This window comes from Krasilnikovia sp. MM14-A1259 (assembly GCF_047159535.1).
In the GTDB taxonomy this organism is placed as follows: domain Bacteria; phylum Actinomycetota; class Actinomycetes; order Mycobacteriales; family Micromonosporaceae; genus Actinoplanes.
In genome coordinates this window covers 1,391,406-1,411,873 of sequence record NZ_BAAGAJ010000002.1, presented here as the reverse complement: position 1 = coordinate 1,411,873, position 20,468 = coordinate 1,391,406, and the positions used below count along the sequence as shown (strand labels likewise).

Here is a 20,468-nt window from a genome sequence, read left to right as displayed (position 1 = left end):
GAGTTCGACGATGAGACGGCGGCTTCTCGCGGTGCTCGTGGCGGCCGTGCTGGCGGGCGTCGGCTGCCTCGCCGTACTCACGTACGTGCGCGGCGCCGACCAGCGTGCCCTCGCCGGCCGGAAGGCGGTCTGGGTGCTGATCAGCAAGCAGCGCATCCCGGCGGGCACCAGCGCGGCCGCCATCCGCCGCGGCGGGTACACCGAGCGCGTGGCGATGCCCGCCGAGACCGTCCCCGCCACCGCGCTCGCCGAGATGGACGCCCAGCTCGACACGCTGGCGCTCACCGCCGACCTGCCGCCCAGCCAGCTGCTGCTGCGCGGCATGTTCGCGGAGCCCAGCGAGGTGACCGGCGGCCTCGCCGTCCCGGACGGCAAGCTGGCCGTGAGCGTGCAGGTGACCGCCGCGGGCCGGGTCGCCGGATACGTGCGGCCCGGGTCCCGGGTCGCGGTGTTCAGCACGTTCACGATGCGCGAGGGGCGCGGCCGGGTACCCGCGGGCGACGGGCTGAGCAGCGGTCACGACTACAACCAGGCCACCCGGGTGCTGCTGCCCCGCGTCGACGTGATCGCGGTCGGCGAACGCGGCGTTGCCGGGGCCGCCACCGCGGGCGACACGGCTGCCGCGTCGGACAGCACCGCGTCGGCCGGCAGCGCCGCGAAGTCCGCCGTCACCATGCTGGTCACGGTCGCGGTCAGCCAGCAGGAGGCGGAGAAGCTGGTGCACGTCTCGCTCACCGGGACGCTGTCGCTGGCGCTGCTGGACGACACGGCCACGGTCGAGCCGGACGCCGGCGTCGACAACAACTCCCTCTTCCCATGACGGTGCTGGTGATGACGATGACCATCTACTGTGACCCGTTCGCCCCGCACGACTTCCCGGGGTCCGCGCAGCCCGCCTGCGCCGTACCGGACTCGGCGCAGCTCGGGGCGGCGCTGGCCGACCGGCCCGAGGCCCAGCTCGTGGTCATCGGCGCGGGGGTGCCGCTGGCCGAGGCGGTCGGGTTCGCCGCCCGGCAGCGCGTCGAACGTCCCGCCCTCGGCGTCGTGCTGCTGCGCGAACGCGTCGAGGTGGAAGTGCTCGCCGAGGCCATGCGCGCCGGGGTCCGCGAGGTCGTGCCCGCGGGTGACCGCGGCGCGGTCGACGCCGCCTGCGCGCGGTCCGTCGAGCTGTCCCGGCAGCTCACCACCACCACGCCGCCCGTCGCGGGGGAGCGGGCGACGCAGGTGTTCACGGTCTTCGCCGGCAAAGGCGGCGTCGGCAAGAGCACGGTCGCGGTGAACCTGGCCATGACCCTGGCCGACAACGGCCGCCGCCGGGTCTGCCTGGTCGACCTCGACCTGCAGTTCGGCGACGTCGGCATCATGCTGCAGCTCCCGCCGGAACGCAGCGTCGCCGACGCGGTCGGCATGGCGGGACGGCTCGACGAGGACGGGGTGAGCTCACTGATCACCGCGTACCGCGACGGCGTCGACGTGCTGCTGGCCCCGGCCGGGCCCGCCGAGGGCGACCAGGTCGGCCGGGAACTGGTCGGCGAACTGCTGGACGTGCTCGCCCCGATGTACGACTACGTCGTCGTGGACACCCCGCCGTACGTCAGCGACCAGGTCCTCGCGGCGCTCGACCGTACCGACTGGTACGTGCTGGTCGTGACGCCCGACCTGCCCGCGCTCAAGAGTGCCCGGCTGACGCTGTCCACGTTCGAGATGCTGCAGTACCCGGCAGAACGCCGGCTGGTCCTGCTCAACCGCGCCAACTCGGAGGTGGGCCTGACCGTCGCGGACGTCGAGACCGCGATCGGGCAGCCCGCCGCTGTCCTGATGCCGTCGTCGCGCGACGTGCCGCTGTCGGTGAACCGGGGCGTCCCCCTGGTGATCGAGCGCCCGGGCCACCCGGTGGCCAAGGCCATGCGGGAACTCGCCGCGAAGTGCGGCGCGGCGGACAGCGGCCGGGCCCGCCGCCACCGGGCGCGGCTGTTCGGCCGGGGCCACTGACATGGGACTCGCCGAACACCTGTCGCAGCGGCACCGCCCCGCCGAACCGGTCCGGCCCGACACCGGCCCGGCGCGGCCCGGCGCCGAGCCGGGCGGCGACCGGCTGCGCGGCGCGGCCCGCCCGGGCCCCGACCCCATCACCGAGGTACGGCTGCGCATCCAGCGCCGCCTCGCCGAACTGCTCGGCCCCAAGCTGTACGACGAGATGGGCGCGGCCGACGAACTGGAGCTGCAGGTACGCCGCGCGGTCGCCGAACTGCTCGCGGTCGAGGAAACGCCACTGACCAGCGCCGACCGGGCCCGCATCACGCAGGAGGTGACCGACGAGATCCTCGGGCACGGGCCCATCGAGCCGCTGCTGCGTGACGAGTCGGTCAGCGAGGTGATGGTCAACGGCCCGCACTGCATCTACGTGGAACGCAGCGGCCGCCTCGAACCGGTGGCCGCCGAGTTCGCCGACGAGGCACACCTGCGCCGGGTCATCGACCGCATCGTGTCCCGGGTGGGCCGCCGCGTCGACGAGGCCAGCCCGATGGTCGACGCCCGGCTCCCGGACGGCAGCCGGGTCAACGCCATCGTGCCGCCCATCGCGCTGGACGGCTCGTCGCTGACGATCCGCAAGTTCTCCCGTGACCCGTTCACCGTCGACGACCTCATCACGTTCGGCACGCTCACCCCGCAGACCGCCGACCTGCTGCGCGCCTGCGTACGCGGGCACCTCAACATCGTGGTCAGCGGCGGCACCGGCTCGGGCAAGACGACCACGCTCAACGTGCTGTCCGGGTTCGTGCCCGCCGAGGAACGCATCGTCACGGTCGAGGACGCCGCCGAACTGCAACTGCACCAGGATCACGTGGTCCGCCTGGAGTCGCGGCCCCCCAACGTGGAGGGCCGTGGCGCGGTCACCACCCGGGACCTGGTCCGCAACGCGCTGCGGATGCGGCCGGACCGGATCGTCGTCGGCGAGGTCCGCGACGGCGCCGCCCTGGACATGCTGCAGGCCATGAACACCGGGCACGACGGGTCGCTGACCACGCTGCACGCCAACACGCCACGCGACGCGCTGGCCCGGCTGGAGACGATGGTGCTGATGGCCGGCATGGACCTGCCCGTACGGGCGATCCGGGAGCAGGTCGCCTCCGCGGTGCACCTGATCATCCAGGTCAGCCGCCTGAAGGACGGCAGCCGCCGGATCACCCACGTCACCGAGGTCGTCGGCATGGAATCCGACGTGGTCACGTTGCAGGACCTGTTCCTGTTCGACTTCCGCGCCGGCACGGACGCCGCCGGGCGGTTCCGGGGCGGGCTGCAGCCCACCGGCCTGCGCCCGCGCTTCCTGGAACACCTCGCCGCGCACGGGGTCACGGTCGGCGTCGACGTCTTCCAGACCGGTCCGCGATGAGTACGCCGGGACGTGTGCTCGCCACCGCGTGCCTGCTGGCGCTGGCCGTGCTGCCGGCCGGGCGGGCCGCCGCGGCCCCGGACGCAACGTCCGGTCTCGTGGTCACCGGGGTGCAGCCGTCACCCGGCGCGGTGGAGTTCTTCGTGACCGGACGGTCCACCTCGCTCACCGGCGCGCAGGTGAGCGTGAGCGCCGACGGCGTCGTACTCGAAACCCGTGCCCGGCAGGTCGCCGCCACCTCGGGCGGCGCCCCGCCCCGCGCGGTGGTGCTGGTCCTCGACACCAGCGGATCCATGGCGGGCGCCCGCCTGGCCGCCGCGCGCGCCGCGGCCCTCGACTACGCGGCCGCGGCCCCGCCAGAGGTCCGGCTGGGACTGGTCGCGGTCGCCGAGCAGGCCACGGTCGAGCTGACCCCGACCGCCGACCGCGCCGCGTTCGGCGCGGCCGTCTCCCGGCTGGCAGCCGCCGGGCACACCGCCCTGTACGACGGCATCCAGGCCGCCGAGGACCTGCTCGACGAGCGGCGCAACCGCACTGCCGCCACGTTCGTGGAACGGCGCATCGTGGTGCTCTCCGACGGCGCGGACACGTCCTCCCACGTGGCACCGGACCGCCTGCTGGCCACCGTGACCCGCGCGGAGGCGACCCTGGACGCGGTGGCGTTCGGCCGCGACGCGGACCGTCAGCGACTCGGCGACCTCGCGTCGGCCGGTAGCGGGCGGGTGCTCCGCGCCACCGACGCCACGGCGCTGCGGTCGGCGTTCCGCGGCATGGCGCAGAGCCTGTCCGTCCCGCTGCTGGTCCGCGCCACCGTCCCGCCGCAACTGTCCGGCCGCACCACGACCCTGCAGGTACGGGCCCGGATCGGCGCGCAGACCGTCGCCGCGGCCGTGCCGGTGGCGTTCCGGGCCGACCCGGCCGCGGCGCGTGCACCCCAGCCGTTCCGGTTCGCCGGAGTACGTGGCGGCGGCCCGGCGACGACGATCCTCGTGGTGGCCGTGGTGATCTTCGCGGCGGCCCTGCTCGCGCTCGGCCCGACCCTCGCCGGTCGCCCGGTGCAGCAGCGGCTGCGCGAGCTGGACCGGTTCGCGCCGAGCGGGCGCCGGGGTCCGGAAGGCACCGACGGCAACGGCCTCGTCCGCGCCGCGCTGGCGGTCTCCGAGCGTGCGGTACGCCGCCCGGACCGGCGGCAACGCCTGGAACTGGCGCTCGACCGGGCCGGCAGCCCACTGCGGGCGGCCGAGTGGCAGCTCATCCAGCTCGGCTGCGCGGCCGGCGGCGCGCTGGGCCTGCTGCCGGTGCTGCCCTGGTGGATCGCCCTGCCGGCGGGCGCGCTGTGCGGGTGGAAAGGCTCCGCGCTGTACCTGCGCCTGCGCGCGACCCGCCGCGCCCGGTCGTTCGCCAACCAGTTGCCGGACGCGCTGCAGCTGCTCGTCGGCTCGCTGCGGTCCGGCTTCTCCCTGCCGCAGGCGCTGGACGCGCTGGTCCGCGACGGCGGCGAACCGATCGCGGGCGAGCTGGGCCGCGCGCTGGCCGAGACCCGGCTGGGCGGCGACCTGGAGGAGGCGCTCGACCGGGTCGGCGAACGCAACGCCAGCCAGGACATGTCCTGGCTGGTCATGGCGATCCGGATCCAGCGCGAGGTCGGCGGCAACCTCGCCGAGACCCTCGAAACCGCGGTCACCACGATGCGGGAGCGGGCGCGCCTGCACCGCCACGTACGCGCGCTGTCGGCCGAAGGCCGCCTGTCCGCGATGATCCTGCTCGGCATGCCGATCGTGCTGGGCGCCTGGATGTTCGTGTTCCGGCGTGACTACCTGCGCCCGCTGTACACCGAACCGCTGGGGCTGATGATGCTCACCGGATCCGTGGTCGGTGTCGTCGTCGGCGCCCTGTGGCTGCGCAAACTCGTCCAGGTGGAGGTGTGAGCATGCCACCGTCCATGGTGCTGGTCGTTGGGCTGGTCGCGTTGACCGGTGCGGTCCTCGTGCTGGCGCTGGCCCTGACCGGGGCGCGGGAGGGCGCCGGGGTCGCCCGCCTGCTGGAGTCCGTGCCCCGGCCCGACGCGGCCACGTTCGTCGCCCCGCGCGACCGGCCGCTCGCCGAACGGCTGGGTGCGCCGCTGACCCGGCGGCTGGGCCGGCTGGGCACGCTGATGACCCCGTCCGGCGCGGTCGCCCGGCTGCAGCGCCACCTCGACTACGCCGGCAACCCGGCGGCGCTGCCGTTGTCGCGGGTGGTGCCGCTCAAGGGCGTCACCCTGGTGGCCGGGGCGCTGGTCGGGGCCGGCTTCTGCGGTCTGCTCGGCGGTGCCGGCGGCACGCTGATCGGCGGTGTCGCCGGTGCGGCCTGCGGTTTCCTCGGGCCCGACCTGATGATTTACAACTTGGCGCTGAAGCGGCAGCGTGAGCTGCTGCTGTCCATGCCGGACGTGCTCGACACGCTGGTCATCAGCGTGGAGGCCGGGCTGGCGTTCGACGCCGCGATGGCGCAGGTCGCCTCGCACGTCCGTACCCCGCTGGCGCGGGAGCTGCTGCGGGTGCTGCAGGAGATGCAGCTCGGTGTCAGCCGGGCCGCGGCGCTGCGGGCGCTGGCCGCCCGGACCACCGTGCCGGAGCTGCGGACGTTCGTCACGGCGGTCGTCCAGGCCGGTGAACTGGGCATCCCCATCGCCGGGGTGCTGCGCGAGCACGCCCGCGAGATGCGGGTCAAGCGCCGCCAGCGGGCCGAGGAACTGGCCCAGAAGGTGCCCATCAAAATCCTGTTCCCGGTGCTGTTCTGCCTGTTCCCGGCGTTGTTCGTGGTGATTCTCGGCCCCGGGGTGCTGCAGATCATCCACGCGTTCGCCCGCTGATGTGCACGACAACGGAGAAGGAGACAGAGCATGGCGAAGGTCCTGGTGGTCGACGACGATCCGGCGATCCGTACGCTGCTGCGCGACGTGCTCGAATTGGACGGCCACGAGGTGCACGTCGCCGTGGACGGCGAGGACGGCGTGCACGCGTTCACCGCGCTGCAACCCGACTTCGTGGTGCTCGACGTGATGATGCCCCGCATGGACGGCTACGGCGCCCTGCACTGCATCCGGCAGGACGCGCCACGGGTCCCCGTCCTGATGCTCACCGCGCTGCCCGACTGCGCGGCCCGCGGCCGCGCCGGCGGGGCGGACTACTTCCTCGCCAAGCCGTTCACCGCGGACGAGGTGCTGTATCTCATCGACGGGGTGCTCGGGCACGACAACCCGATCGCGGACGTCCGGGCGGCCGTGGACTACGCGCGCGGCCAGGGCTATTCGGGAAACCTGTGACCGGCCACGCGGCCTGGCTCAATTTCCGCTCAAGTCCACGCCCTGCGCGCCGATGATCTAGGGCATCGACGCCCGGCTCACCCACGTGAGGTGTGTAGCTCATGACTTCGGTCCGCCTGGTGGCTTCCGCCGCCTCCCGCCGGCCTTTCGCCGCCGGAATCGCCGTCGCCCTGGCGGTGTCGGGGATACCCGCGTCCGTCGTGGCCGCCCCGCCCGCAGGGTTCGAGGTCGTCGTCACCGGCGCGAGCGCCGACGGGGCGGCCCGTGCGGTGACGGCCGCCGGCGGCCGTGTGCTCGCCGCGCTTCCGGTCGCGCACGGTGTCGCCGCCCGGCTGCCGCGTACCGGGGCGCTCGGTCCTGACTGGACCGTGGTGCCGCAACGCGAGATCACCGTCGCCGCCGCCGCGTCCGAGGCCACCGGCGCTGCCACCACCGTGCGGCAGATGCTCGGCCTGCCCGCGGCCGGGGACGAAGGCCGCGGCGTGACCGTCGCGGTCGTCGACACCGGCATCGCGGACGTACCCGACCTCGCTGGGCGGGTCGCCCAGCATGTCGACGTCACCGGCACGGGCCGCGGAGACGGGTACGGCCACGGCACGTTCATGGCGGGCCTGATCGCCGCGTCCGGTGCCGCCTCCGGTGGCGCGTACCGCGGGGTGGCGCCGCGGGCCGGACTGGTCGACGTGAAGGTCGCCGACGCCCAGGGGCACACGAACCTGATCGCGGTGCTGCGCGGCCTGCAATGGGTCAGCGACCACCGCAAGGAAGTGCAGGTCGTGAACCTGTCGCTGTCCTCGGGCAGCCCGCTGCCGTACCAGTGGGATCCGCTGAACCAGGCACTGGAATCGTTGTGGCAGCAGGGCGTCACGGTCGTCGTGCCGTCCGGCAACGACGGGCCGGGCGCCGGGTCGGTGACCTCGCCGGGCAACGACCCGATGCTGCTGACCGCTGGCGCCCTGGACACGGCGGGCACGTCCGCCCGCGCGGACGACGTGGTGCCGGACTTCTCCGGCCGGGGCCCGACGTGGCAGGGCGACGCGAAGCCCGATCTCGTGGCCCCGGGCAGCCACATCGTCAGCCTGCGCGCGCCGGGCAGCGTCATCGACGCGGGAAACCCGCAGGCCCGGGTCGGTGACGGCTACTTCCGGGGCTCCGGCACCTCGATGGCGACCGCGGTGACGTCCGGCGTGGTTGCGGCGGCCCTCGCCGCGCAGCCCACGCTGACCCCCGACGCGGTGAAGAACCTGCTGGCCGGGAACACGTACGGCACCGCGGGCCTGACCGGCGGGGCGGGTGCGCTCGACGCCCCGCGGGTGCTCGCTGCGGCGCCCGGCTGGCCGACAGGGAAGTCCCAGCGACGGTACGACGAGGACACCGGCGCGCTGCACCGCGACGCCAAGCGATGGGCCGCCCTCGGGGCGGCGATCGCCGCGGGGGATCCGGCGGCGGCCACCCGGGAGTGGAACGCGCTGACCCCGCCGTCGCGGGACTGGGCGGCCCGGGCCTGGGCCGGGCTCGACCCCGCGGCCCGTGCCTGGGCGGCACGGGCGTGGGCGGCACGCGGCTGGCCGGGCGCGGACGACGGCTGGGTGGCGCGCGCCTGGGCGGCCCGCGCCTGGGCGGCCCGCTCCTGGGCGGACACCGACTGGGCGGCCCGCGCCCGGGCCTGGGCGGATGCCGACTGGGCGGCGCGGGCAAGGGCGTGGGCGGACGCGGACTGGGCGGACCCGGACTGGGCCGCGCGGGCGCGGGCCTGGGCGGACGCCGACTGGGCCGCGCGGTCCTGGGCCTGGCTGCCCCCGTCGTGAGCACCTCCGCGCCGCGCGGCGACCGCCCGGCCACCCGCCGGGTGGCCGCCGCGCTGGCCGCCCGTGTCCGTGATCCGATCCTGTGGCGGGTCGCCGCGGTCGCCGGGCTGGGCGCGATCCTCGCCGCGGTCGTGGTCGCCTGCGCGGGAGACCGCGCGGTGCTGACCGGCATCCGCGTGCCGACCGCGGTGCTGCTGCCGGGCCTGGCCGTGCTCACGTGTCTCGCCGAGGTCACCGTCGTGCGGCTGCGCCACGGCGAGGCCGTGGAGGAACTGAGCCTGTACGAAGCCGCGCTCGTCATCGACGTGCTGCTGCTGCCGCCGCGCGAGGCACTGGTCGCCGCGGCGGCCGGGCTCGTCGCCGCCAGCGCGTGGCAGCGACGTCCCCCGGTCAAGGCGGCCTTCAACGTCGGCACGTACACGGCGGCGGTGTCCGTGCTGATCCTCATCGTGCACCTGGCCGGCGGCACCCCGGGCACGGTGACCCCGCGGGTGCTGGTCGCGGTCGTGGCCGGCACGTTCGCGTTCACCGCGGTGAACCTGTGCTGCCTGGCCCAGGTGCTCGGGTTGATCAACGGGGTCTCGCCGTGGGCCGTCGTGCGCTCCGAGGCGCGGCTGTCGGCGTACATGGCGCTGGGGACGGTCGCGACCGGGCTGATCACGACCGTGGTCGCGCTGCACGCCCCGCTGCTGCTGCCGTTCATGGCGATGCCGGCGCTGGCGGTGACGTACGCGTACCGCGCGGCGGCCCGCGAGGCCGACGAGCGGGCCCGGTCGGCGTGCCTGCTGCGGCTCTCGTACGCCCTGGCCGAACGGGAGGACGTGGTCCGGCAGTTCCTGCTGCTGGTGCGGGAGGCGTTCGACGCCGAGCACGCGGTCATCGTGCTGCGTGACGACGATCTGCGCGACGACGATCCGGCCCTGTCGGTCACGGCCGAGGAGCCCGGGGTGGTGCACCGCGGCCCGGTGCCGTCGTGGCTGGCCGATGCCCGCGACGCCGCAGGTCCGGTTCTGCTGACGGAGAGCCCGGCGTCGGGCCTGCGGCAGGTGGTGATCGTGCCGGTGGAGGCGGGGGGCCGCCGGTTCGGCACGGCGGCGTTCGCCCCGCGGGGGCGCAGCCGCCTGTCCACCGGCGACGTCACGCTGCTGGCCTCGCTCGCCAACGCGCTGGCGGTCGCGCTGCGCGGCGCCGAGCACCTGGGGCGGCTCGTGGAGGAGACCAGCAAACTGCAGGCGGTCGTGGAGCAGTCCGCCGAGGGCATCATGGTGGTCGGCGTCGACGCGTCGGTGCAGATGTGGAACCCGGCGCTGGAGGCGCTGACCCGGGTGCCGGCTGCCGAGGCACTCGGCCGGCCGGTGGCCGACCTGTTCGACGTGGCCGCCGACGCGGAGCAGGGGTCGCTGATGCCGGTGTCGCCGGGGCAGCCCCGGGCGGCCGCGGAGCTGACGATCCGGCGGCCGGACGGCGAGCAGCGCCGGATCCGGATGGCGCATTCGGCCACGTACGCGCAGGGAGAGCTCACCCGTGACGTCATCGTCCTCAGTGATCTCACCCGGGAATACCGCACGGAACGGTTGAAGTCCGACTTCATCGCGATGGTCTCGCACGAGCTGCGCACCCCGTTGACGCCGATCGTCGGGTACGTCGACCTGCTGCGCAAGCGTGGCGACCGGATGACCCCGCAGAAGCGCGCGGACGCCCTCGAACTCGTCGGCGACCGTGCCGCACACCTGTCCCGGCTGGTGGAGGACCTGCTGCTGGCGTCGCGGTTCGGCGACGGCGCGGACGACATCGCGCTCGACGTCTCCGCCTCCGGCCACGACCTACGCACGATCGTCGCCCAGGTCGTGCAGGACCTCGGCTCACCGCGCGTCGTCGTCACGTCGCCGGACGTCGCGGCGCCGGTGTACTGCGACAGCGGCCGTACGCTGCAGGTGCTGGCGAATCTGATCGGCAACGGTCTCAAGTACTCCGCGCCGGACGCCGCGGTCGAGGTCACCGTGCGGCGCACCGGGGACGCGGTGCTCGTCGACGTACGCGACCACGGGCGCGGCATTCCCGCGGACTCGCTGGAGCGCGTGTTCGAGAAGTTCTACCGGGTCGAGGACCCGATGACGATGAGCACGAGCGGCACCGGCATCGGGCTGTTCCTCGCCCGGCGGCTGGCCCGGGCGATGGGTGGTGACGTCACGGTCGTCTCCACGATGCACGTCGGCTCGGTGTTCACCCTCGCGTTGCGCCCGTCGCGTGCGGCAGCCGCCGCACCCGTCAGAGCGTGAACGTGGCCACCAGCGTACGCAGCTCGTCGGCCATCGTGGCCAGGTCGGTGGCCGCGCTCTGCGAGCGGTTGACCCCTTCGGCGGTGTGGTTTGCGGCCGCCGCGACGTCCGCGATGGTGGCGCTGATCTCGTCGCTGGCGGCGGACGCCGCCGCGACGTTGCGGCCCATCTCCGCGGTGGTGGCGCCCTGCTGCTGGACGGCGGACGTGATGAGGTCCTGGTAGCCGCTGATCCGGCGGATGATCGTCGCGATCTGCTCGATGGCGGCCACGGCGCCGGCCGTGTCGGTCTGGATGACCTGGACGCGTTCGGTGATGTCCTGTGTGGCCCGGGCGGTCTCCTGCGCCAGGTCCTTGACCTCGCCGGCCACGACCGCGAAGCCCTTGCCGGCCTCCCCGGCGCGGGCCGCCTCGATGGTCGCGTTGAGCGCCAGCAGGTTGGTCTGCTCGGCGATCGTGGTGATCGCGTTGACGACCGCACCGATCTCGGTGGACGACGCGCCGAGGCGGGTCACCGTGGCGGTGGTGGCCTCGGCGGCGGCGACCGCCTCGACGACGACCGCGGCGGCCTCGGCCGCGTTGGTGGAGATCTCGCCGATGGAGTCGTCGACGCGGGCGCTGCCTTCGGTGACGGTGTGCACGTTGTCGGAGACGCGCTGGGCGCTGCGGGCGACCTCCCCGGCCTGGGCGCTGGTCTGCGCCGCGATCGACGCGATCTGCGTCGCGGTTGTGGTGAGGTCGGTGGAGGCGTCGGACATGTGCTGGGCGTGGCCCGACAGGGCACCCACGGTCTGGCGCAGCGCCGAGGTCGTGTCGTTGAGCGCGTTGCCCAGTTCGGCGAGCTCGTCGTTGCCGGCGACGTCGGCGCGGACGGTGAGGTCACCGGCGGCGAGGCCGCGCAGGGCGCGGACGACGACACGCAGCGGCCGGACGACCGACCGGGTGGTGGCCACGCTCAGCGCGACCGCGGCCAGCAGCGCGCCCACCAGCGCGGAGCCCAGCAGCGCGATGCTGGTCTGGCGCAGGTCCGTCATGTACGCGCGCTCCGCCGCCATCCGGGCGCTGAAGTCCTTCTCCAGCGCGTCGATGATGCCGTCGATCTGGTCGTACACCTCGTGGGTGGTGCCCTGGTTGAAACTCGCCTTGGCCGCGATGACGCCGCTGTGCGGATCCCGCTGGATCGCCTGCAGCAGCGCGTCGTCCTCGGCGAAGTAGGCGTCCCAACCGGACTTGAGCCGGCTCCACAGATCACGCTCGTGGGCCGTGGTGGCTTTCGCGGAGCTCTTCTTCAGCAGGCTGTAGACGCCGGTCTTCGCGTCCAGCATGCCCTTGCGGTTGAATCCGCCCGGTCCGGTCGCGGCCGTGAAGCCGTCGGTGGCGACGTCCACGATGACCAGACCCTGCCAGCCGCTGACGTCGGCCAGTTGCAGGCGGGCCTCGGCGACGTCGTCGCGGGCCTCGACCAGATCGGTGAAGCGCTGCTGGGCTTCGCTGGTCTTCTGCAGACCCCAGCCGCCGGCCACGGAGGCGACCACGATCATCGTGGCGACCATCGCGAACGCCGCACCCATACGCAGACCCACACGCAGGTTTGCGATTCGCATTCATGCCTCCCAGGCGACTTTGCCAAACAGAGCCATCCGGACATATCGGCCGCGATATCGCTGATTCGCTACGTGATGACCGAGGTCACGTGGTGTCAGCGCGTTGTCGCTCTGCGCTCTGGCGTACGAACACATTGACGCCTTAACATGTTTGAAATCTTTTCGCGTTCGTGTGGTCGGAAGGAAGCTTCCATGCGCCGGCGCCTCGTCCCCCTCAGTACCCTGCTCACCGCCGCCCTCGTCGCCACGGCCGGGCTGACCCCCGCGGTCCCCGCCGCGGCCGTGCCGGCGGCCGTCCCCGCCCCCGCCGACTACTGCCTCGGCGAATGCTCCGACATTTTGCCGCCGGGCGAGAACGGTGACGCCGATCTCGTGCAGATCCTGGCGTACCAGACCCTCGGCATCAGGCCGCCGCACTCCGCCGACCAGCTCGGCCCGTACGCTGCGCTGGCCTCCCAGTACACCGGCCTGACCGGCCAGCAGATCAGCACGTTCTTCAACGACAGCTCGTACGGCGTCGCCAGCACCGACGTGGCCAGCACGATCTCCCCGCGCGCCGACGTCACGATCGTGCGGGACAGGTCGCTGGGCATCCCGCACGTGACCGGGACCACCCGCTCCGGCACGATGTTCGGCGCCGGGTACGCGGGCGCCCAGGACCGCCTGTTCCTCATGGACCTGATGCGGCACGTCGGGCGCGGCCAGCTCACCTCGTTCGCGGGCGGCGCCGAGGGCAACCGGTCGCTGGAGCAGAGCCTGTGGCGCAGCGCGCCGTACACCGAGGCGGACCGGCAGGCGCAGATCGACGCCATGCGGGCCAACGGGCCGCGCGGCGCCCAGCTCTACGACGACGTCGTCGCCTACCTCGCGGGCATCAACAAGTACATCGCCGACTGCATGGCCGCCCGCGACTGCCCCGGCGAGTACGTGCTCACCGGGCACCTGGACGCGATCACCAACAAGGGCGGCCCGGAACCGTTCGTCCCCACCGACCTCATCGCGATCACCGGCGTGATCGGCGGCCTGTTCGGCGGCGGTGGCGGCGGCGAGATGCAGTCCGCGCTGGTCCGCATCGCCGCCCGGGCCAAGTACGGCACCGAGATCGGCGACCGGGTGTGGCAGACGTTCCGCACCCAGAACGACCCCGAGACCACGCTGACCCTGCACAACGGACAGAGCTTCCCGTACGGCGAGGCCGACCCGAACGCCGCCGGGGTGGCACTGCCCGACCCGGGTACGGCCAAGGTCGAGCCGATGGTGTTCGACCAGACCGGCTCCGCCGCGCGGGCCGTCACCGGCAAGAGCGCGATCGCCGACTCGCTCGGCAAGCTGGCCGGCGACCCGGCGCGCCACCGCGGCATGTCCAACGCGGCCGTCGTCTCCGCCGCCCACTCCGCGACCGGGCATCCCGTGGCCGTGTTCGGCCCGCAGACCGCGTACTTCGCGCCGCAGCTGCTGATGGTCCAGGAGCTGCAGGGACCGGGGATCAGCAGCCGGGGCGTCGCGTTCGCCGGGCTGAACCTGTACACCCTGCTGGGCCGCGGCCCCGACTACGCGTGGAGCGCCACGTCGGCCGGGCAGGACATCACGGACACGTTCGCGGTGCGGCTGTGCGAGCCCGGCGGCGGCACCCCGACCGTCAACTCGACCGGCTATCTGTTCCACGGCAAATGCCTGGCGATGCAGGCGCTCAGCCAGGTCAACTCGTGGAAGCCGACCACGGCCGACTCGACCCCGGCGGGGTCGTACCGGCTGACCGTCCTGCGCACCAACTACGGGCTGGTCTCGTGGCGCGGCCTGATCGGCGGGGCGCCGGTCGCGTTCACCAGCCTGCGTTCCACGTACCGGCACGAGGTGGACTCCGCGATCGGCTTCCAGATGTTCAACGAACCCGACCAGATGGGCGGCCCGGCCGGATTCACCGCCGCCACCGCGAACATCGCGTTCTCGTTCAACTGGTTCTACGTCAACTCCACCGACACCGCGTACTTCGCGTCGGGCTACGAGCCGGTCCGCGCCGCCGCCGCCGACCCGAACCTGCCCACGTGGGGCGAGCCCGCGTACGAGTGGGCGGGCTGGGATCCCGCCACCAACACCCCCGCGTACGAGCCCGCCTCGGCCCACCCGCAGGCGGTCAACCAGGACTACTTCGTGAGCTGGAACAACAAGCAGGCGGCCGACTTCTCGGCGGCGGACGGCAACTTCAGCTTCGGTGCCGTGCAACGCGCCGACCTGCTCGACCGGCCGATCAAGGCGGCCATCTCCGCCGGGCAGAAGTTCGACCGGGCCGCCCTGGTACGGGTGGTCGAGTCGGCCGCCACCACCGACCTGCGCGGCAAGGAAGTGCTGGGCGACCTGCTCCGGGTGATCGACACCAGCCCGGTCACCGACCCGGCCCAGGCCGCCGCGGTGGCCAAGCTCCGCACCTGGTACGCGGGCGGGTCACGCCGGGAGGAGACCACGCAGGGCAGCAAGGCGTACCGCGACGCCGACGCCATCCGCATCTTCGACGCGTGGTGGCCGCGGCTGGCCGGCGCGCAGTTCGCCGGGCTCGGTGACGACCTGTTCAAGGCGCTGGTCAACGCGATGCAGATCAACGAGTCCCCGTCGGGCGCCCAGACCGGGTCCGCGTCCGACCTGCCCGGCTCGGCCAACGAGAACCAACCCCACAAGGGATCGTCCTTCCAGTACGGCTGGTGGGGCTGGGTGGACAAGGACCTGCGCGCCGCGCTCGGCGAGACCGTGCCGAACTGGCCGCGGACCTGGTGCGGCGCCGGCGACCTCAGTGCCTGCCGGACCGCGCTGCTGACCAGCCTCGGCGGGGCACTGGCCGAGCCGGCCACCACCACGTACCCGGGCGATGCCGGCGGGTGCGCGGCCGGCGACCAGTGGTGCGCCGACACCATCGTGCAGTCCCCGCTCGGCGGCATCTCCCACGAGCGCATCACGTGGCAGAACCGGCCCACGTACCAGCAGGTGATCTCGTTCCCGGCGCACCGCGGCGACGACCTCACCAACCGGGCCGCCGGGGCCGCCGCCACCGTCTCCAGCACCCAGTTCGGGCATCCCGCATCGGATGCGGTCGACGGGGACGCCGGCACCCGGTGGGCCAGCTCGTGGTCGGACAACCAGTGGCTGTCCGTCGACCTGCGCTCGGCCACCCGGGTCGGGCGGGTGACGATCCGGTGGGAGACCGCGTATGCGAGCACGTACCGGCTGGAGGTGTCCACCGACGGCACCTCGTGGCGGCAGGTGGCGGCGGTCGACGACAGCAACGGCGGGGTGGACACCGTGGCGTTCCCCGCGGTGAACGCCCGCTACCTGCGCCTCGACTGCGACCGCCGGGCCACCTCGTACGGCTTCTCGGTGTACGAGCTGCAGGCGTACGCGCAGTGACCCCGACCGGTAGCCCGGCCGTCCGTGGCCGGGCTACCGGACGGATCGGATCCGGGTGACCAGCACCGAACCCAGCACCGTCATGGCCGCGGCGGTCAGGTACAGGGCGGGATAGCCGCCCAGGTGTCCGACCAGCACCACCGCGAGCGCCGGCCCGAGGACCTGTGGTGCCGAGTTGGCGATGTTGATGATGCCCAGATCGCGGGCCCGGTCCTCGGCGCTCGGCAGGACCTCGGTGATCAGCGCCTGGTCGACGGAGAGGTAGACGCCGAAGCCGAGGCCCAGCACGACCGCCGCGACCAGCGCACCGGCCCACGTGGGCCAGAACGCCAGCAGCGCGGTCGCCACGGCCATGAGACAACCGGAGACCATCACGGACGGTTTGCGGCGTCCGGTGCGGTCGGACACCCACCCGCCGGTGACGACGGTCAGCAGTGTCGCCGCGGTGTACACGACGATGAGCACGGCCAGCCCGTCGTCGGCGCGGTGGCCCGGGAACCGCTGCTCGAAATGCACCTGGTCGCGCAGGAAATACAACAGGTACAACGTGGCCAGGGCATTGCCGAGCTGGACCAGGAACCGGGTGGCCCAGGCCCAGGCGAAGTCCCGGCCCGCCCCCCGGATGCCCGCCGGGCGCCACCGCGGCCGCGAGACCGGCCGCGGCGGTGCCGGGGGATCGGGCACGGCGACGACGAACGGGGCCACGGCCAGCACCACCACGAGGCCGGTCAGCAGATAGCCGGTCACCCCGCCGGTGGCCGCCGCGAGCAGGACCGCGACCACCACGCCCGCCGACTGGGTCAGGCCCACCCAGCCCGACACCACGCCGCGCTGCGACACCGGAACCTGATCGGGCACCACGGCGGTGAGCCCGGCTTGCACAGCGTTGAGCCCGGCCTGTGCCAGGCACCAGGCCAGCGCCACCCCGGCCAGATCGTGCTGGACCGCCAGCAGCGCCAGACCCGCACACCCCAGCATCGCGCCGCCCGCGATCCACGTACGGCGTCGCCCCGCCCGTACCGTGGTCGCGTCCGACAGCGCACCGGCGAGCGGGCCGACCACCACCGCGACCAGGGCGCCGAGCCCGGTGACCACGCCGAGGGCGGTGGCCTTGCCGTCCCCGGCGAGCCGCTCCACCTGGTTGGGCAGCAGCATCTGCAGCGGACCGAAGTAGCCGAGCCACAGCCCGAGGTTCGCCAGTGCCAGCAACCCGACCCAGCCGGCGCCCACCCGCCCGGTGACCTCGCCGGGTGGGGAATCAACCCTGGTCACGGGCGGTCGGCGAGGGCCGCGCGCAGCCAGGTGTAGGAGTCCTTCGGAGTGCGGCGCTGGGTGTCGTAGTCGACTCGGACCAGCCCGAATCGCTGCGCGTACCCCTCGGCCCACTCGAAGTTGTCCAGCAGCGACCAGACGAAGTAGCCGCGCACGTCCACCCCGGCGGCGATCGCCCGGTGCAGCGCGCGCAGGTGCCCGTCGAGGTACGCGATGCGGGCCTCGTCGCGGATCCGGCCGCCGGGCTCCACCTCGTCGTGGGTGGAGCAGCCGCTCTCGGTGACCCAGATCGGCGGCAGCGCCGGGCCGTACCGGTCGCGCAGCCCGGTGAGGACGTCGTGCAGTCCGTCCGGGACCACCGGCCAGCCGAATGCGGTCGTCGGCACGCCCTCGACCTCGACCATCCGGAACGGCAGCGGGTCGTCCGGGGCAGGCGCCGCGACGCGGGTCGGGAAGTAGTAGTTGACCCCGAGCCCGTCCAGCGGCGTACCGATGATCTCCAGGTCTCCGTCGCGGACCCCGGCGTCCAGGCCGGGCGGGTACGCAGCGGTGAGGATTGGGTCGAGGAACAGCCGGTTGTGGAACGCGTCGTAGACGGCCGCGGCGGCATGGTCGGCCTCGTCGTCACCGGCCGGGACGACCGGGGTGAGATTGTTGGTGATCATCACCTCGCCGGCGCCGGCCGCCCGCAGGGCACGCACCGCGAGACCGTGGCCCAGCAACTGGTGGTGCGCCACCGGCAGCGCCGCGAGCAGGTGCGTGTGGCCGGGCGCGTGCACGCCGAACGCGTACCCCTGGGCAAGGTGCACCACGGGCTCGTTGAGGGTGATCCAGCGCCGTACCCGGTCGCCCAGGCGCCCGGCCACCAGGGCCGCGTAGTCGGCGAACCGTGCGGCGGTGTCGCGGGCGAGCCACCCGCCGCGGTCCTCCAGTGCCTGGGGCAGGTCCCAGTGGTACAGCGTGGGCAGGGCCTCGACGCCGCGCTCCAGCAGGCCGTCGACCAGGCGGTCGTAGAAGTCGATGCCCTTGATGTTGAGGGTGCCGTCGCCGTCGGGCTGGACGCGGGGCCAGGCGATGGAGAACCGGTACGCGTCCGCGCCGAGGTGCGCGATGAGGTCGAGGTCCTCGGCCCACCGGTGGTAGTGGTCGCACGCGACGTCCCCGGTGTCGCCGTCGCGGGTGCGGCCCGGCGTGTGGCTGAACGTGTCCCAGATGGACCGGCCGCGCCCGTCCTCGTCGACCGCCCCCTCGATCTGGTACGCGGCGGTCGAGACACCGACCTGGAAGCCGACGGGGAACTGGGGGAGCGGATTCATCGACGAACCTCCCTGCCGTTGGCGAGTGCTGCTCACGTTAGCGGCGGCGCTCACTGCCCGGAAGGGCCGTGCACGCCCGGGCCGCGCGTGGCGGGTGGGCGTGACGTGCGGCAAAGGGCCCGGCGGATCGGGTCCAAGGACCCTCCGCGCGGGCTCGCCGGTGCCCAACGCTCAAGGTGCAGGCATGGTCAAGGGGGAAACCATGAAAAACATGAAAAACAGGTCACCCGCGGACAAAATCGAAACGACCACGGTGCCCGCGTGTACGGTCGTGGGCCTGCGGGAGCACGTCGCCGCGGCCGATCTGCCCGAGTTCTTCAACCGCGCGATTCCGGACGTCACCCGCAAACTCGCCCAGCACGGCGCCGCACCGTCCGGGCCGCCGGTCGCGGTGTACAGCCACGAGGTCGACCGCGCGTTCGACGTGACGGTCGGCTTCCCGGTAGAACGCGGGCCGCGCGTCGCCGGCGACCTGGTCGTGGAGAAACTCCCGGCGTGCCGCGCGGTCACCGCCGAGCACATCGGGTCGTACGACACACTGCCCGACGCGTACGCGGTCCTCGGCCAGTGGTTCGGCGACCACGCGGCCTCCCTGCCCGCGATGATGTGGGAGGAATACCTGGTCGGGCCGGGGATGGCCAACGAATCCGGGTACCGCACCCGGATCGTGTGCCCGCTCGGCTGAGGCGGCCGGGGGAGCCGCCCGCCGTTCAGGACGCGCCGAAGCGGCTCCCCGCCGGCATCAGCTCCCGGTCGTCGAAACCGAACTCCACCGCCGAGACCACCTCGACGGCGCCGGGCAACTGCCGGATCAGCCGGGCGACGAGGTCGGCGGCCGACCAGCGATCGACCCGCCCGGTCAGCGTGACGACGCCGTCGAGCACCGTGACCGAGATCGTGGCGGCGTCGTCGGCCAGGAACGGGCGCAGCACGTTCGTCTCGATGTCGCGCAGGATCTCGTCGTCCGGGCGCAGGTGGACCTTCAGCAGGTCGCTGCGGGACACGATGCCCACCAGCCGGCCGAGATCGTCGACGACCGGCAGCCGCTTGACGCCGTCGTGCTCCATGATGCGGGCGGCTTCGGGAATCGTCATGTGCTGCCCGACGACGACCGCCGGCGTGCTCATCAGGTCGCCGGCCGTTCGGGCGGTCGCCTTGGCGCGGTGCTGGCGCCGGCGGCGGCCTTCGAGCAGGCGGGAGTTCCCGTCGCCCACGTACTCGATCTTGCGAAGCAGGTCGGCCTCGGAGACGACGCCGGACACCCGCGCAAACGCGTCCACCACGGGGACCGCGCTGACGTGGTGCTCCATCAGCAGCGTCACCACCTGCCGGTAGGAGTCGGTCTCGGTCGCCGACACGGCCGGCTTGGTCATGACATGGCCGACGGTCCAGTCCTTCATCGCAGGTCCCCTCCCGGGTCTGACGTCCGGATACCGACGTTAGACCCGGGTACGCGCCACGGGGCAGGGCCGATGGGACCGCCGGGGGAGTCCTTCGGCATGGCGCCGGACCGGATCAGTCGTCGTCGCCCTCGTCGTGGTGGTCGCCGCCGTGGTCGTCGTCCTGGTCGGGCTGGTCCTGGTCGTGGTGCTTGTTGTGGCCCTTGTGGTCCTTGAAGCGGTCCTTGCCGTGCCCGCCCCGCAGATCGTCGTCGCCGTTCTGGCCGTCGAGCTGGTCGTTGCCGTTGCCGCCGTCCAGCTCGTCGTCGCCGTCGCCGCCGTTCAGCAGGTCCGCGCCGGAGCCGCCGTTGAGCTCGTCCGCACCGGCGCCGCCGTTCTCGACGTCGTTGCCGCCGCCGCCGAAGACCTGGTCGTTGCCCGGACCGCCGTTGATCACGTCCCGGCCCGACGACCCGCAGATCAGGTCGTTGCCCTTGCCCGCGTTGACGACGTGGCCGCCCGCCAGGAGCACGATGACGTCGTCGTGGGCCGTACCGTGAACGACCTTCTTGCCCTTCTTGACCACGATCGTGGCCTTGTGGCCCGCGCAGGTCGGTTCCGCGCCGAAGGCCGCGGACGCGGGCGCGGTGCAGATCAGCGCCGCCAGCGGAACGGTGATCGTTGCCGCCATGATCCGGCGAACTGACATGTGGG

General features: G+C 73.3%; 15 protein-coding genes. 10 read left to right on the top strand and 5 right to left on the bottom strand.

Translation table 11 applies throughout. From position 1 onward, the window contains the following. Positions 1-10 precede the first annotated feature (10 nt). From ACMCNK_RS05980 to ACMCNK_RS05945, 8 genes are all read left to right on the top strand, one after another. A complete protein-coding gene (locus ACMCNK_RS05980; protein WP_412735401.1) occupies positions 11-820 on the top strand; it encodes an RcpC/CpaB family pilus assembly protein in 810 nt (269 codons plus the stop codon). Then, complete coding sequence (locus ACMCNK_RS05975) at positions 817-1,992, top strand: AAA family ATPase (RefSeq protein WP_412735400.1); 1,176 nt, start codon at positions 817-819, stop codon at positions 1,990-1,992. The genes ACMCNK_RS05980 and ACMCNK_RS05975 overlap by 4 nt, the downstream gene beginning before the upstream one ends. 1 nt (position 1,993) lies before the next feature. After that, complete coding sequence (locus tag ACMCNK_RS05970) at positions 1,994-3,394, top strand: CpaF family protein (protein WP_412735399.1); 1,401 nt, start codon at positions 1,994-1,996, stop codon at positions 3,392-3,394. Next, positions 3,391-5,322 (top strand): VWA domain-containing protein, encoded by a 1,932-nt coding sequence (locus ACMCNK_RS05965; protein WP_412735398.1) that lies wholly within the window; start codon positions 3,391-3,393, stop codon positions 5,320-5,322. The genes ACMCNK_RS05970 and ACMCNK_RS05965 overlap by 4 nt, the downstream gene beginning before the upstream one ends. 2 nt (positions 5,323-5,324) lie before the next feature. Continuing rightward, positions 5,325-6,248 carry a type II secretion system F family protein gene (locus ACMCNK_RS05960; protein WP_412735397.1) on the top strand — a complete coding sequence of 308 codons (924 nt, stop codon included), beginning with the start codon at positions 5,325-5,327 and terminating at the stop codon, positions 6,246-6,248. A gap of 30 nt (positions 6,249-6,278) precedes the next feature. Further along, entirely contained in the window at positions 6,279-6,701 is a 423-nt protein-coding gene (locus ACMCNK_RS05955; RefSeq protein WP_412735396.1) for a response regulator transcription factor, read from the top strand. 101 nt (positions 6,702-6,802) lie between these two features. Continuing rightward, complete coding sequence (locus ACMCNK_RS05950) at positions 6,803-8,509, top strand: S8 family peptidase (protein WP_412735395.1); 1,707 nt, start codon at positions 6,803-6,805, stop codon at positions 8,507-8,509. Beyond that, positions 8,506-10,788, top strand: a complete 2,283-nt coding sequence (locus ACMCNK_RS05945; protein WP_412735394.1) for an ATP-binding protein — start codon at positions 8,506-8,508, stop codon at positions 10,786-10,788. The genes ACMCNK_RS05950 and ACMCNK_RS05945 overlap by 4 nt, the downstream gene beginning before the upstream one ends. On the opposite strand, the gene ACMCNK_RS05940 is transcribed toward ACMCNK_RS05945, so the two are convergent. Next, positions 10,778-12,391: a methyl-accepting chemotaxis protein gene (locus ACMCNK_RS05940; protein WP_412735393.1), complete on the bottom strand. Its 1,614-nt coding sequence runs from the start codon at positions 12,389-12,391 to the stop codon at positions 10,778-10,780. The two genes, ACMCNK_RS05945 and ACMCNK_RS05940, sit on opposite strands and share 11 nt — an antisense overlap. Positions 12,392-12,583: 192 nt before the next feature. Here ACMCNK_RS05940 and ACMCNK_RS05935 point away from each other — a divergent pair, with 192 nt between their 5' ends. Continuing rightward, a complete protein-coding gene (locus ACMCNK_RS05935) occupies positions 12,584-15,787 on the top strand; it encodes a penicillin acylase family protein (RefSeq protein ID WP_412735392.1) in 3,204 nt (1,067 codons plus the stop codon). A 33-nt stretch (positions 15,788-15,820) separates the two neighbouring features. On the opposite strand, the gene ACMCNK_RS05930 is transcribed toward ACMCNK_RS05935, so the two are convergent. Together ACMCNK_RS05930 and ACMCNK_RS05925 are read right to left on the bottom strand one after the other, a co-directional pair. Then, complete coding sequence (locus ACMCNK_RS05930) at positions 15,821-17,059, bottom strand: MFS transporter (protein WP_412735391.1); 1,239 nt, start codon at positions 17,057-17,059, stop codon at positions 15,821-15,823. Continuing rightward, positions 17,056-18,375 (bottom strand): GH1 family beta-glucosidase, encoded by a 1,320-nt coding sequence (locus ACMCNK_RS05925; RefSeq protein ID WP_412735390.1) that lies wholly within the window; start codon positions 18,373-18,375, stop codon positions 17,056-17,058. The genes ACMCNK_RS05930 and ACMCNK_RS05925 overlap by 4 nt, the downstream gene beginning before the upstream one ends. 211 nt (positions 18,376-18,586) lie before the next feature. On the opposite strand from ACMCNK_RS05925, the gene ACMCNK_RS05920 reads away from it, so the two are divergent. Then, positions 18,587-19,060: a GyrI-like domain-containing protein gene (locus ACMCNK_RS05920; RefSeq protein ID WP_412735389.1), complete on the top strand. Its 474-nt coding sequence runs from the start codon at positions 18,587-18,589 to the stop codon at positions 19,058-19,060. 25 nt (positions 19,061-19,085) lie between these two features. Here the strand turns inward: ACMCNK_RS05920 and ACMCNK_RS05915 are convergent, their stop codons facing one another. Together ACMCNK_RS05915 and ACMCNK_RS05910 are read right to left on the bottom strand one after the other, a co-directional pair. Next, positions 19,086-19,775 (bottom strand): CBS domain-containing protein, encoded by a 690-nt coding sequence (locus ACMCNK_RS05915; protein WP_412735388.1) that lies wholly within the window; start codon positions 19,773-19,775, stop codon positions 19,086-19,088. A 115-nt stretch (positions 19,776-19,890) separates the two neighbouring features. Then, entirely contained in the window at positions 19,891-20,463 is a 573-nt protein-coding gene (locus ACMCNK_RS05910; protein WP_412735387.1) for a calcium-binding protein, read from the bottom strand. Between the last annotated feature and the right edge of the window lie 5 nt (positions 20,464-20,468).